At 61.7% G+C, this 14,559-nt stretch carries 11 protein-coding genes; 6 read left to right on the top strand and 5 right to left on the bottom strand.

The window, feature by feature from the left end:
• Positions 1–20: 20 nt before the first annotated feature.
• The 3 genes from NJT13_RS20000 to NJT13_RS19990 all read right to left on the bottom strand — a co-directional run bounded on the left by NJT13_RS20000 (position 21) and on the right by NJT13_RS19990 (position 4,081).
• Positions 21–1,640 (bottom strand): acetate--CoA ligase, encoded by a 1,620-nt coding sequence (locus NJT13_RS20000; protein ID WP_254525919.1) that lies wholly within the window; start codon positions 1,638–1,640, stop codon positions 21–23.
• 60 nt (positions 1,641–1,700) lie between these two features.
• Complete coding sequence (locus tag NJT13_RS19995) at positions 1,701–2,456, bottom strand: SDR family NAD(P)-dependent oxidoreductase (protein ID WP_254525918.1); 756 nt, start codon at positions 2,454–2,456, stop codon at positions 1,701–1,703.
• 92 nt (positions 2,457–2,548) lie between these two features.
• Positions 2,549–4,081: an AMP-binding protein gene (locus tag NJT13_RS19990; protein ID WP_254525917.1), complete on the bottom strand. Its 1,533-nt coding sequence runs from the start codon at positions 4,079–4,081 to the stop codon at positions 2,549–2,551.
• 229 nt (positions 4,082–4,310) lie between these two features.
• On the opposite strand from NJT13_RS19990, the gene NJT13_RS19985 reads away from it, so the two are divergent.
• The 6 genes from NJT13_RS19985 (at position 4,311) to NJT13_RS19960 (ending at position 10,920) form a co-directional block, all read left to right on the top strand.
• Positions 4,311–6,104 (top strand): 2-oxo acid dehydrogenase subunit E2, encoded by a 1,794-nt coding sequence (locus NJT13_RS19985; RefSeq protein WP_254525916.1) that lies wholly within the window; start codon positions 4,311–4,313, stop codon positions 6,102–6,104.
• A gap of 162 nt (positions 6,105–6,266) precedes the next feature.
• Entirely contained in the window at positions 6,267–7,430 is a 1,164-nt protein-coding gene (locus tag NJT13_RS19980) for an acyl-CoA dehydrogenase family protein (protein ID WP_254525915.1), read from the top strand.
• 240 nt (positions 7,431–7,670) lie between these two features.
• Positions 7,671–8,456: an enoyl-CoA hydratase/isomerase family protein gene (locus NJT13_RS19975; RefSeq protein WP_254525914.1), complete on the top strand. Its 786-nt coding sequence runs from the start codon at positions 7,671–7,673 to the stop codon at positions 8,454–8,456.
• Between the two features lie 51 nt (positions 8,457–8,507).
• Positions 8,508–9,488, top strand: a complete 981-nt coding sequence (locus NJT13_RS19970) for a thiamine pyrophosphate-dependent dehydrogenase E1 component subunit alpha (protein ID WP_254525913.1) — start codon at positions 8,508–8,510, stop codon at positions 9,486–9,488.
• Between the two features lie 2 nt (positions 9,489–9,490).
• On the top strand, positions 9,491–10,468 hold the full coding sequence (locus tag NJT13_RS19965; protein WP_254525912.1) for an alpha-ketoacid dehydrogenase subunit beta: 978 nt from the start codon (positions 9,491–9,493) through the stop codon (positions 10,466–10,468).
• Entirely contained in the window at positions 10,465–10,920 is a 456-nt protein-coding gene (locus NJT13_RS19960; protein WP_254525911.1) for a nuclear transport factor 2 family protein, read from the top strand. Before NJT13_RS19965 ends, NJT13_RS19960 begins: the two co-directional genes overlap by 4 nt.
• Before the next feature lie 236 nt (positions 10,921–11,156).
• Here NJT13_RS19960 and NJT13_RS19955 read toward each other — a convergent pair whose 3' ends face one another.
• A complete protein-coding gene (locus NJT13_RS19955; protein WP_254525910.1) occupies positions 11,157–11,915 on the bottom strand; it encodes an IclR family transcriptional regulator in 759 nt (252 codons plus the stop codon).
• Positions 11,916–12,366: 451 nt separating this feature from the next.
• Positions 12,367–14,307: an archaea-specific SMC-related protein gene (locus NJT13_RS19950; protein ID WP_254525909.1), complete on the bottom strand. Its 1,941-nt coding sequence runs from the start codon at positions 14,305–14,307 to the stop codon at positions 12,367–12,369.
• Positions 14,308–14,559 lie beyond the last annotated feature (252 nt).

Below are 14,559 nucleotides of genomic sequence, written 5' to 3'. Positions count from 1 at the left end.
TCTCGCCGCTGACGTACCGACTACTCCACTAATTTGTGTCGTTGGACCTTCCCGGAGACGGTCGTCGGGAATTCGTCGACGAACTCCACCTCGCGGGGATATTTGTAGGCGGCTTCGCGGTCTTTGACGAATTTCTGGAGTTCCGACACGAGATCGTCCGACGGATCGACGGCGTCTTCTGGCTTGATGAACGCCTTGACGATCGTTCCTCGCTCCTCGTCGTCGATGCCCGCGATGACGGAGTCGTTTACGCTCCCGTGTTCTCGAAGGCACTCCTCGAGCTCGAGCGGGCTGACTCGGTAGCCGCTCGTGATGATGACATCGTCGGCTCGGCCCTCGTAGTAGATGTAGCCGTCCGAGTCGACGGAGCCGGCGTCGCCGGTTTTCATCCAGTCGCCGACGAACAGATCCGCCGTGAGGTCAGGCTGGTTCCAGTAGTCGAGCAACATCGACGGATCGGGTCGTTTAACGGCGATGTGACCGATTTCGCCCGGGTCCTTTCGGTCGCCGGTCTGCTCGTCGATGATCGCGACCGTGTGTCCCGGGCACGGTTTTCCGGTGGCGTCCCGGTTTTCGTCCATCAACTCGTGGTTGGTCCCGACGAGGAAGTTGCACTCGGTCTGTCCGTAAATCTCGTTTACGACGGCGTCCCACTCGTCCTCGACGAACTCGAAGATATCCGTGGTCACCTTTTCCCCGCCGCTGGGGACGACCTCGACGTCTAAGTCGTACTGTGAGTGGTCGACGTCTTTCATCATTCGGATCATGGTCGAGGTCAACAGCGGATTGGTGATGCCGTACCGTTCCAACAGCCCGTAGACCGTTTCCGGCTCGAACTGTCCGCCGTACCCGACGACCGGCTGGCCGTGATACCACGCGCCCCAGACCACCGCGAATAGCCCGCCGACCCACGACCAGCCGGACGCAGTATAGTGGACCGATCCGTCACCGGGGAACTCGTTTATCAGTTGCCAGCCCGGTATGTACCCCAGAAGCTTCCGGTGGGCGTGGTGTGCCCCTTTCGGCTTGCCGGTCGTCCCGCTCGTATAGATGATGTACGCCGAATCTTCGGCGTCGGTTTCGACGGTTTGGAAATCCGTTGCAGCGGCTGCAACCCCCTGTTCCCAGGAGCGGCCGTCTACCCCGACGGGGTCGTCGAGAGTGATAATCGTCTCCAGGTGGTCGAGTTCCTCACGCAGATCCGCGACGACGTTCGCGCGTTCCGCGTCGACGATCGCGACTTCCGTTTGCGAGTGATCCAGCCTGTATCGCAGCCCCTCGGTACCGTACAAAACAGAAAGCGGAACGGAAATGCCCCCCAGTTGAAGGACGCCGAGGTTCGCAAAGAGCGTCTCGGGACGCTGTGGCAGAACGACACCGACGCGAGTCCCTCGCTCGACGCCGACGTCCGAGAGCAGGTTGGAGACCCTGTTTGCGATCCGCTGGACCTGCCAGAAGGTGTACGTCTCACGGCTTCCGTCTTCGGCCTCGTAGAAGAAGGCGACGCGGTGTTTGCCATCGTCCCGGCCCGCCCACCGACCACAGACCGCCTCCGCGATGTTGAACGTGTCCGGGATATCCCACTCGAATTGCTCGTAGGCCTCGTCGTACCCGTCGTACTCGCTCAGGTCGATGTCCATGGTATCCACAAACACATCTATGTTAATTATTGTATTGGGAAACGCATCTCCTCTAACACGTTACGACATCGAGTACCCGCCGTCGACGACGAGGTTTTGTCCGGTTACGAACGAGGCACTGTCACCGATCAGGAAAACCACCGCGTCGGCGATTTCGGCTGGGTCACCGACGCGCCCCATCGGGGTCTCACGCTCGGCATACGCGATAGTCCCCTCGTGGGTATCCTCCTGCAACAGCGGCGTATCGACGAATCCGGGCGAGACGGCGTTGACGCGGATCCCATCGTCGGCGTAGTCGCGTGCGATCTGTCGGGTCAGCGCGAGGACGCCGCCCTTCGTCGCGCTGTAGGAGGCCGAATTCGGCGCGCCGACCACGCCGAAGACGCTCCCGATGTTGACGATCGAACCGCCGCCGTCCGCTACCATCCGTTCGACCGCGGCGAGACACCCGTGGTAGACGCCGGTGAGGTTGAGTTCTAACGTGGCCCGCCAGTTGCTCTCGTCGGTGTCGACGATGGCGTAGGATTCCGCGCGGCCCGCGTTGTTGACCACGGCGTCGATACCCCCGAACTCCTCTCGGGCGGCGTCCATAGCTGTGCGAACCGATTCGAGGCTCGTCACGTCCGTCTCGACGTAGACCGCCTCGCCGCCATCGGCCGCGATCCGTTCGTCCGTCGGGACGCCGCCGTCTCGCGGGTCTCGGCTGATGTCGGCGTTGACGACGGACGCACCAGCCGCTGCCGCCTCGAGTGCGGTCGCACGCCCGAGACCGGAACTCCCGCCGGTGACGAGACACGTCGTGCCATCGAGTTGCATATCCACATCTCTGCGGGGAGCGTGAAAACAGTTCTGTCCACCGTTCCGATGGCCCGAGGCGTATCAGTTACGTTCCGATGGCCCGAGGCGTATCAGTCCCCGTGCCGGTCGACGACGGTCTGTCGCTCGATCTTGCCCGTCCCACTCTTGGGAAGCGTATCGACGAACGTGACCGCTTTCGGGTGTTTGAATCGCGCGAGCCGGTCGTCGAGGAACGTGGCGAGTTCGCCGTCGGAGATCGGGTCGCCGTCGGTCGTCGCGATGACGGCCGTGACGATCTCACCCCACTCTTCGTCGTCGGCCCCGAACACGACGACCTCGTCGACTCGGTCGTGGGAGTAGAGCGCCTCTTCGACCTCGCTGGGGTAGATGTTCTCGCCGCCGGAGATGATCATGTCGTCCACGCGACCGTGGATGTGGTAGAAGCCGTCCTCGTCGACTTCGGCGATGTCTCCCGTGTGAAACCACCCGTCCTCGTCCCACGTCTCGGCCGTCTTCTCCGGCAACTCGAGATACCCCTCGGAGACGGACGGCCCGCGGTGGAGGAGTTCGCCGGCTTCACCGGGCGGACACTCGTCGCCGTTCTCGTCGACGACCTTCGCGTCGACGTGGGTGAACGTCTTCCCGTTACACTTCGGCGGCTTGTCCATCGCGTCCTCGGGGCGGAGGAACAGCGACCCGTCGGTCGTTTCGGTCAGACCGTAGGCCGCGATACAGGGAACGTCGATCTCCGCGAAGCTCTCTTTGAGTTCCGTCGGCACCGGTTCGCCCCCGCCCACGACCAGTTCGAGCGCCTCGAGATCGTACGACTGCCAGCCATCGACGCCGATCATCGCGTTCAACATCGTCGGAATAGCGAACATCTTCGTGACGTCGTACTCGGCCATGATCGCCCAGGTCTCTTCGGGCTCGAATTCCTGCTGGAGGATACAGGTGCCGCCCGTGTGTACGAGCGGGAGCGTGAAGATGTTGAGGCCGCCGACGTGGAAGATCGGGGCCGTGGTCACGGTCACGTCGTCGCTGTTCAGTTCGGTGTCGACGTTGTAGCTGACCGACGAGAAGAACAGGTTCTTGTGCGAGATCGGGACCCCTTTCGGTCGCCCGGTCGAACCGCTCGTATACAGCACGATCGCGGGGTCTTCGAACCCGTCCGCCACGCTCACTTCGTCGGTGTCGTACTCGTAGAACGACTCCCAGTTCTCCGGCTCGAGGTCCGTCTCGATGGCCGGGTCGCCGATACGGACGGTCGTGACGTCGTCGGGCGAGAGCGCAGACGCCGTCTCCTCGAAGACGCCCTCGTAGACGAACAGGGCTGGGTCGACGTCGTCTTTGAGGTACGAGAGTTCGCCGGGGGACAAGCGGTAGTTGAACGGGGCGAGGACGGCACCCAGTTTGCACGTGGCGAAAAACAGCTCGAAAAACTCGACGGAATTTCGAAATAGTCCGCAGACTCGATCCCCCTTCCCGATGCCCCGGTCCGCAAGCGCCCGTGCGAGACTGTTCGAGCGCCGTTCCAGTTCCGCGTAGGTGTGTTCCGCTTGTGTCGCCTGTTCGACGATCGCGATATCCTCGGGTCGATAGTACGACTTCTTTCGAACGATGTAACCGAAGTTCGCCTGTCGCATACTCACAACCTGTGTGAGACCCGGTCTTATGGTTTATGTAGCAACAGTATCATCTCTCGCGCACGAACTCGATCCGGACGAACGGTACTCTCGGCGTCACGGGTCGTCCGCCCACGCTCGACGCCGGCGACTGGCCCACCTCGAGGGGGACTGCGACAGTCCGACCGCAGGCCGGTGCGAGTGTCGACGCTACAGTTTTGGTCTTTCGCTCTGCATAGAGGGACAAGCAATGGTTCAGGCAGTTCGGATGCCGATGATGGGCAATACGATGGAGAGCGGCCTCCTCGTCGAGTGGGGGCCCGACGAGGGCGAGGAGGTTATCGAGGGCGACATCATCGCAGTGGTCGAATCCGAGAAAACCACCGGAGAGGTCGAGGCCTCACGGAACGGGACGCTCGCACGGGTGGACGTCGAAGCGGGCGAAGAGGTACCCCCCGGTACGGTCATGGGTATCGTGTGCGGTCCCGACGAACGACTGGACGATGCGCCCGCTCCGCGAAGCCGCATCGATCCCGAATCTGCGAGCGGCCAGCGCGTCGGTGACGGCCCAGACGCAGACTCCGCCGACGAAGCCGAGCGGGTCGCCTCGAGCGCCCCCTCTGCTGCATCGGGCGAGGAGACTCCGTCGGGCGAGGAGTCCGCCGCAAGCGACGAGGCAGGAGTACGAGCAGCCCCCGGTGCGCGCAAACTGGCGACGGACCAAGATATCGACCTCGAGACGGTCGACGGCACCGGGCCGGAGGGGGCGATTCTCCGCGCCGACGTGGCGGAGCGAATCGACGCGGACGAGAGAGGAAACGAGAGTCCGGACCGGACTGCGCCGTCTCGCCCCACCTTCACCAGTCCGAGCACGAGGCGACTGGCCCGTGAACTCGGCGTTTCGATCGACGACATCGAGGGGACCGGCATCGGAGATCGCGTCACCGAATCCGACGTCCGAGCGGCGGGTGGACAGATTTCGCGATCCGCTTCCGCAGAGCCCGCGACCGACCGCACTTCGACGACGGGAACCACGCCGACCGACGCCGACCGGGTCGGGGTCACCGTCGCCGAGGAGCGACGCCTCACCGGAATGCGAGAGACGATCGCCGATCGAATGTCTCGGTCTGCCCAGCAGGCACCCCACGTCACGCTCGATCGAACGGTAGCCGTCGAGCGAGCGTTCCGGACGGCCGAGGAACTGGCGAGCGAGTCCGACGCGCCGATCGGTTTCACCGACGTGTTGGTCGGCGCGACGGTTCGGGCGCTGGACGCGCACCCGACGTTCAACGCCTGGTTCGAGGACGAGACGATCAGGGTCGTCGCCGAGCGGAACGTCGCGGTCGCCGTGGACATGGACGGGGGCCTCGTGACGCCGGTCATACGGTCGGCCGACGAGCGGACGCTGGCCAGTATCGCGAGCGAGCGACGTCGCCTCACCGCTGCCATCCTCGAGGAGGAGTACTCGGTGGACGACCTGCAAGGCGCCACGTTCACGATCTCGAACCTCGGAATGTTCGGCGTCGATTCGTTCGACCCGATCATCAACCCGCCACAGGTGGCCATCCTCGGCGTCGGACGGGTTCGAGACGATGGTGACGGACGGACCTGCACGCTCTCGCTTTCGTTCGACCACCGCGTGGTCGACGGTGCCGACGCCGCGCGGTTCCTCGACGACCTGGTTGCAGGCGTCGAAGCGCCGTCGCTGACCGTGGCAGACCGGTCGGCCACGAGCGGCGCTTCGCACGAGGTCACGGAACCGAACCTTCGGACTGATGCGCAGTCGACGACGCGGGGAACCAGCGTCGAAGCGGCCGTCACACGGGATCTCGAGGCGACAGCTCGCGAGATTGCCGCCGCTCACGACTGGCAGATCCCGTCGTTCGAGGTCGAACTCGGCGATGGCGATCCGTCGGTGACGGTCGAATCGCCCGCCGGCGCTTCCGACGCGACGATGAAGCGACTCACGTACGCGGCCTGTCGCGACTCGGCGTACGCAGATACGATCTCGGGGATTCGAGACCCGGAGATCGACTTTCGCTGAGCCGGTGACGGTGATGGGGAGCCGCTGACTCGATAGCGGACGGCCGTCGACACGAAATTGATGATTTGACTCCTTCGCACTCGAATCGGCCGGGCTCTCGAGCACTCGAAATGATAAAAACGCTACAAAAACACTAAGCCGGGAGACCTAAATAGTCCGGTGATGGACTTCGCGCTCTCCCAGGAGCAGCAGATGATGCAACGTCTCGTCGAAGATATCTGTTCCGACTACGATCTCGAATACTGGCGTGAGAAGGACGATGCCGGTGAGTTTCCTCACGAGATCTGGGACGATCTCACCGAGGCCGGGTTCGCCGGCCTGACCGTCTCGGAGGAGTACGGTGGTGAGGGCCTCGGCATGGAAGAGGTCGTTGCGGTCGCACTGGCGCTCGGGCGCAACGGCGGGGGCGTCAGCGGACCGAACATGTTGACGCTCGGCCCGGTGTTCGGCGGCATATCGATCACGGAACACGGGACCGAAGACCAGAAGGAACGCTGGTTACCGGCGATCGCCGACGGAGCGATCGCCTCGCTGGGTCTCACGGAACCCGACGCCGGCCTCGATACGGCCGGCATCAAGACGACTGCGCAGAGAGACGGTGACGGGTACAGCATCGACGGAACGAAGATCTGGACGACCGGCGCACACGTTTCCGACTACATCATCACGCTGGCCCGGACGTCGCCGATCGATGAGGGCTCTCGCCACGACGGTATCTCGCTGTTCGTCGTTCCGGCGGATGCGGATGGGATAACCACGAACAAAATCGATAAACTCAGTATGCGCAGTCTCGGTTCCTGTGAGGTCGTCTTCGACGACGTCCACGTGCCCGACGAGAACTTGCTCGGCACCGAAGACGACGGATTCTATCACGTCCTCGGGACGCTCAACACCGAGCGGATAATCTGGGCTGCGATTCCGCTCGCTGCGGGCGAACTGGCGCTCGACCTGGCAGTCGACTACGCGAACGAGCGGGAAGCCTTCGAACGCCCCATCGGCGAGAATCAGGGCGTCCAATTCCCACTGGCCGAATCGAAGATGGAACTCGAGACGGCCAAGTTGATGATCTACAAGGCGGCGTCACTGTACGACGAGGGCGCGGATTGCTCGATGGAGGCCAATGCGGCGAAGTTCATGGCGGCCCGCGCCGGTTTCAAGGCGTGCGATCGGGCGATCCAGACCCACGGTGGAATGGGCTTTGCTGACGAATACCACGTCGAACGCCTGTACCGCGACGTTAGACTGGCCCGCGTCGCACCGGTCAGCGACGAACTGGTAAAGTCGTTCGTGAGCACGAACGTTCTCGACCTCCCGCGATCGTATTGACGAATCGGCTCTCACCCCCGAAGCGAACACCCGTCGCGACGACCGCACAGCTCCCGCTCCCGAAACGGACCAGCGACCACCCGTCGCGACTGACGGAGCGGTCAACGCCCCGGAGCGGAGCCGCCACGACTGCACGATCATCCGCTCGAGACCGTCTGGTCTTCGGTTCGAGACCGCTCCGAGTCGTCACTCCCATCGTATGGGGAACTATTAACACACGATACCTCGAAGACCGGACGAATGTCATCCGACTACCAGACAGTAGCGGTGGAACGACACGATTCGATCGGGATCGTTCGCGTGACCCGTCCGGAGGCGATGAATGCGGTAAACGCGACGGTGCTGACCGAACTGTCGGATGCGATCGAAACCGTCTCTTCTGAGGTGCAGACGGTCGTTCTGACCGGCGAGGGCGAGCGCGCGTTCATCGGCGGCGGCGACATCGAGGAGTTCCAGGGCCAGTCGGGGGTCTGGTTCCGCGGCGAGTTCCGCGAGTCGATGGCCGACGTGGAAGACGCAATCGAGGGGTGTCACGTTCCCGTTATCGCCGCGGTAAACGGCGTCGCGCTCGGCGGTGGGACCGAAATCGCGCTCATGTGTGATCTCATCGTCGCCGCCGAGAGCGCCACGTTTGGCCAACCGGAGATCGGCCTGGGTATTATCCCGGGTGCGGGCGGGACCCAGCGACTCACCCATCTGGTCGGGTACCTCAAAGCGAAGGAATTGGTTCTGACCGGCAAGCACATCTCCGCCAGCGAAGCCGAAGACATCGGCCTCGTTAACGAGGTGGTCGGAGACGACGACTTCGAGGACCGGGTCGACGAGTTAGCTGCTGAACTCGCGGACGGGGCGCCCATCGCACAGTGGTTCGCGAAGAAGTCGATCAACGAGACGCGGGCACAACTCGAGTCCGGACTGGAACTGGAGGCGGCGCTGACGGCGCTCTTGTTCGAGACGGACGATAAGGAGGAGGGATTAAGCGCGTTCCTCGAGAAACGCGATCCCGAGTTCGGAACCCGAGACTGACGGACGTACCGCATACATAGTTTTTTGGTGTCGCCTGTGAGAACTCTGAGCATGCCAGACGTGGGAGCAGCGCAGTCGGATCGATTAGTCGAGCAACTCCGCGAGATGATACTCATTCGGGAGTTCGAGAGCCGAGTCGGGACGCTGTTCGAGAACAACGAACTTCCCGGATTCGTCCATCTCTCGATCGGCCAGGAAGCGGTGGCGACGGGTGCCTGTTCGGCTATCGAGGCCGACGACTACATCACGAGCACGCACCGGGGCCACGGTCACTCGATCGCGAAAGGGTTGGACCCCGACCGGATGATGGCCGAACTGTTCGGCAAGGCGAACGGCTACTGCGGCGGCAAGAGCGGGAGCATGCACATCGCGGACGTCGACAGTGGCATGCTCGGCGCGAACGGTATCGTCGGAGCGGGGCCGGCGCTGGCGGCCGGAGCCGGATTGTCGATCTCACGGTCCGGCGCCGATCGAGTTTGTCTCTCGTTCTTCGGCGACGGCGCCATGGCCGAGGGCCCCGTACACGAGTCGATGAATCTCGCTGGCGTCCGAGACCTCCCCGTCGTATTCATCTGCGAGAACAATCAGTACGGCGAGATGACGCCGGCAGAGGACCAGCACCACGTCGACGGTTTCGAGGCTCGAGGCGACGTCTACGACATGCCGGCCGAGACGGTCGACGGGATGTCGGTCCAGGACGTCTACGACGCGACGTCGACGGCCGTCGAGCGGGCCCGAAACGGCGGGGGTCCCTCGCTGATCGTCTGCGAGACGTACCGCTACCGCGGCCACTACGAGGGCGATCCGACGACCTACCGCACCGACGACGAGGTCGACGAGTGGCAGGAACGCGACCCGATCGACACACTCGAGACGTCGCTCGTCGATGCCGGTCTCCTCGAGGAGTCTGCTATCGAAGCGATGCACGCCGAGGCCAGCGAGCGGATCGACGAGGCCGTCGCGTTCGCCCGAACGAGCGACCTCCCGGACGCGGAAACGGCGTTTCTGGACGTGTACACGGAGGAGTTGTGACCGTGGACGAACAGTCGGCGCGTGGGGCGATCAACGACGCGTTAGCCGAAGAACTCGACCGGGACGAGTCCGTCTACCTCATCGGTCAGGACATCGGCAAACCGGGCGGGAGCTTCGGCATCACCAGGGGACTTCACGAGGAATTTGGCGGCGACCGAGTCGTCGATACCCCGATCAGCGAGGCTGCCATCGTCGGCAGCAGCGCGGGGGCGGGACTGACGGGGTCGCGGCCGGTCGCCGAGATCATGTACGCCGATTTCATGGGGCTCGCCGCGGATCAGGTGATGAACCAGGCGGGTCTGTTCAAGTATATGTTCGGCGGCGACGTCTCCGTCCCGATGACGATTCGAACTGTCAACGGCGGTTCGGGGTTCAACGCGGCCGCGCAGCACTCGAAGAGTCTTCACGGTCTGTTCATGCACATGCCGGGCGTCCGCGTCGTCCTCGCGACCACCCCTTACGACTCGAAAGGGCTCCTGAAGAGCGCGATCCGGAGCGACGATCCCGTGTTGTTCTTCGAACACATGGAACTGTACAATCGCGAGGGAGAGGTTCCCGATTCGTCGTACACGCTCCCGCTCGGCGAGGCGGCAATCGAGCGAGAGGGCGACGACGTGACCGTGATTGCGACCCAGAAGCTGGTCTACGACGCGCTCGACGTCGCCGCGTCCCTCGAGGGGGAGATCAGCGTCGAGGTCGTGAACCCGCGGACGGTCAAGCCACTGGACGTCGAGACGCTCGCCGAGAGCGCGAGAAAGACCGGTCGCGTCGTCGTCGCAGACGAGTCAGTGATTCAAAACGGTCCGGGCGCGTACATTGCGAAGCGAATCGAATCGGAAGCGTTCTATCACCTGGAAGCGCCGATCGAAGTAGTCGGCGTCGACGATACGCCGATTCCGTTTTCGCCACCGCTCGCGGACGCAGTCGTCCCGGACGGCGACGACATCGAAACTGCCATTCGATCACTTCCCCGACTATGAGCATAGACGAACGACTCACCCGACTGGAGCACCGAGAATCGATTACCGAACTTCGTGCGGCGTACTGTTACCGGATCGACTCCCGCGACTGGGACGGGTTCGCCGATCTGTTCACCGAGGACGCGCATCTGGACTTCGGCCCGACCGGGACGTACGACGGGCGTGTCGCGGTCCGCGACTTCGCCGAGAACGTCGTCGGAGCGGAACATCCGTTTCTGGCCCATATGGTCCACAATCCGCTCATCGAAATCGACGGCGAGACCGCGACCGGCACGTGGTATTTCGAGGTTCCGTGTACGTTCCGAGACGGATCGGCGGGGTGGATACAGGGCATTTACCACGACGAATATCGGCTCGTCGACGACGAGTGGTTGTTCGCCGAAATCGTCGCCGACTTCAACTATTTCGCCGAATACGACGAGGGATGGGCCGAAATCGTCGCCGATTCCTGATCGTGGAACTGTTCTCTAACTGTTCTCTATCTGTGCCGTTCGCTCCGTCCGCTATCCTGGACCGCGGATACCCGACCCCACGGACGGGTATCACGGCTGTGAGGGATTCCGAAGTCGAGGGAGCTGAACCCGGTTACAGGTTCCGATGCCGGGTTACAGGTATCAACTCCGAGTCTCGAGTCGCCTGCCGATTCCAACGGGCTGACGGACCCGGCCGCAGTCGACGTGCCGGAGAGTTAATCGTAGTTCATCAACACTTCGACGATGTTTCCGGATCGCATCAGGAGTTCCGGAAACTCCTCGCGAAAGAGCTGATCGTTGATCCGGTTCGTCGGCCCGTAGATAGTGAGCGACCCCCTGACGCGGTCGTCCCGGTCGATCACCGGAGCCGCAACTGAACGCATCCCCGTAAGCCGCTCCTCGTCGTCGAGGGCGTAATTGTGTTCTCGTATCCACGCGAGTTCCTCACGGAGCTCGTCTCGGTTGTGTATCGTATTCTCGGTCCGTTTCGTCAGCCCGTTCCGGTCGATAATGTCGGACACCTCGTCTTCGTCCATGAAGGCGAGAATCGCTTTCCCCGGCGCCGACGTATGCATGTCCATGACGATTCCGCTGTAGGTCTTTACGGGAATCGCTTCGTCTCCTTCCTCGGTCGCGATGATGACCGCCTTCCCGTGTTCTTCGATCGTCAGGCTCGCATGCTCGCCCGTCTCCGCAGCTAGCCGCTCGAGTTCTTCGCTGCTCGCCTGATAAATTTCCTTACTTTGACGATTGAGGTCACCGATTCGGAGAAAATTCGAACTGACGTAGTACGTTTCGTCCCGCTCGACGAGATACCCGAGTTCGTGAAGCGTCACGAGGTGATCGTAAATCGTGCTCTTCGGACGGTCCATCGCCGTGGCCAGTTCCGAAACGCCTGCACCGTTTCGGTCGACGAGTTCCTCGACGATCGCGAAGGCCGTGCGGAGGGATTTGATCGGGAGATCCCGCGTCATGTCTTCCCAATGCACCTCATCGCACGAAAGTGTTCCGGCATTGCCGGACGCAGACCGGTATCGCTCTCTGACCAGTTCGGAGTCTGATTCCGGGAGGATACGTGCATTTTCGTAACGATAGGCGCACTATCTCGCCATATAATACAGGAACTGTCCGAATTTATTTTAATATGGGCAATTTTGTCCCGGTAGTTCCACCGATTACCCCGATATTGGATCGCCCCGGGGGCCGTGGGTATCGACGATGCGTCCGGCAATACCGGATCATCAGGGATGTCGGTCCTCGAACAGCGTAAACCGAGATAGTCTCGCGTCGCCGATCGTCGGTGGAGAATCTGCGCCCCTCTCTCGAACCGCACGGGCCTTCTCGCCGAACCGTAACGGATCGTTCGCGTATCCGGAAGACTCCTCTTTCTCTCCCACTCCGAATTCGCGCTCGCACGCGAATCCGTTAGCTCAGTTCGTCAGCCGTTATCCTCGTATAGCGCTCCGTAATGCCGGAGGCGTCTTCCGGGAGCAACGCGACGACGAGGTATGGCGAGTACTCGGAAAAGTACTCGATGAGATCAGCGATGCGCTCGGAGTCGATCGCTTCTAACGAGTCGAGTAGCATGAACGGCACTTCTCGATACACTTCGTGAACGAGAAAACCGGCGAGTGCGACTATCAGGCCGATCACTTCTCGCTCGCTTTCGCTGAGATTTTCTACCGTGTCCTCGTATACCGATCCCGTTCCGGATTCTCGAACGAGGTGAAGATCGAACGTCGTGTTCTCGTGACCGCTCGTCTCGGTCTCTTTCCGCTCGATCCAAACCCGTGATATGTTCCGATAACTGAGTATCTCGAGCACTTCGTCCATGTGCTCGTTGAATTTCGAGACGGAGTCGGATTCGAGTTCCACCACTCGTCCGCGCTCGCGATTGAGTTCCTGGCGAACTTCGTCGAGTTGGGTCTGCAGATCGGACTTGTCCGGTAACGATTCGATCTCTTCGATTTCGTCTTCGACGGACGCGAGTTCCTGTTGCTTCTGGCCTTGCTCGTACTGTAATTCGCTGATTCGCTCGTAGGTCTCCATCAGGCCGCTGTCGCGCAACTCTTCGGTTTCCGCGACGTCCGTTTCGAGTTCGCTGATGTCTTCTCGCACGTCGGCCGCTTTCGACTCGAGGGACGCCTTGCGTTCCTTTTTGGATTCGAGTTTGCGTTCTACCTCGTCAATCTCGGCTTCGAGCCGTTCTCGCTCGTCGATCGCTTCTCGAATCTCTTCCTGTTCGCTCTCCAACTCGCTAATCTGCGACTCGAGGTTGGACGATTCGTTTCTCTTTTCTGTTACGACTGACCGCAGTTTCTCCAGTCGATCCGCGATCGCCCCCCGTTCCGCTCGGTTGCCGCAGGTCCAGCAGGTTACCTCCTGGTCCGATTCGGGGGCGAGTTCCGTCACCGGATCGTTGTCGGTGGTTTCTTCGGGTAAATTCGAGATGCTGTCGGAGAGGATGTCCTCGTTGAATTCGACGATCGCAGAGAGATCAGATGCCGTGTTCTCGAGTTCGCGCTTCCGGTTTCGGACCGATCGGAGTTTCTCTCGAACTGATTCCAGATCCGCCTCCGTGTATTCGGACAGGTTGTCGCGCTCGTCGCGCAGTTCCGCTGGCTGTCCTTCGAGCGCGTCTATTTCGGCCGACACCAGATCGATCTGATCTTCGATTTCGCTTCGTTCTTTTCGCCGCTCGTCGAGCGTATCGACGAGTTCCTCGGCCTCTTCGGCCATTTCGGCGTCGGCCTCGTATTTAGTGACTTCCGCACGGAGTGTTTCGATCTCATCTTCGAGCGATTCGAGCTCCGCTGAAAGTGTTTGTCGCTGTTCCTCGAGTTTCGGGAGCCGTTTCGACTGCTGTTCGATGCGATCTAACTCCGCGCTGATTTTCTCGCGTTCGTCTTGCAGCCGGTCGATACGTCGCTCGATTTCGGTCGTGTCCACCGGGCGCATGATGAGTTCCCGGAGGTCGTCGCCGCGCTCGACTGCCAGTCTGGCCGGATTGTTCTCGAGAAGCGAGATGAAGAGATCGATGAGTTCGCTGTTCTGCTCGTACGGTTCTCCCGTCACCTGAACGCCGGTCGCTGTTCGATTGTACCGACGGGTGTACTCCCTGTCGCCGACGGTGAGCGTGACGCGACCTTCGTCCGCGTCGCTTTTGAGCGTGGCGTTCGTTCCTCCGAGAATCCCGCTGACCGCTCGGAGAAGGCTCGTTCTGTTGGTCGCGTTTCTCCCGGTGAGCAGAGTGACCCCTCTCTGGAATTCGACGGAACACGCGTCGATACCGCCCATATTTTCGACATCTAACTCGACCCTCTCGCCGATGGTCGGTTTCTGAAGGGTCCCATCAGAGTGTGACATTATTCGTCTCATCGGCCCCCTTCCATTTATATTCTCCGGGCGAACTTTGTTTACAAAAACATAAGTACGAACAGAATTAATTCACATCGAGCGAGGGGTCCGATACGGGTTGGGAGACGGTCTCTCGATTCCGAACGACGGCTGAATTAGACGTCTCCACTCGATGTCATCAGTCGAGTGTAACGATCGAATACCGACCGTGAGAACGAGGCGATAACCGACGGCGAAAAGCGAAGCAGCGCGACGCGTTGA

The sequence above is a fragment of the Natrinema caseinilyticum genome, assembly GCF_024227435.1.
In the GTDB taxonomy this organism is placed as follows: Archaea; Halobacteriota; Halobacteria; order Halobacteriales; family Natrialbaceae; genus Natrinema; species Natrinema caseinilyticum.
The sequence above is the reverse complement of the archived record's forward strand: the minus strand, read 5'-3'. Positions and strand labels throughout refer to the sequence as shown.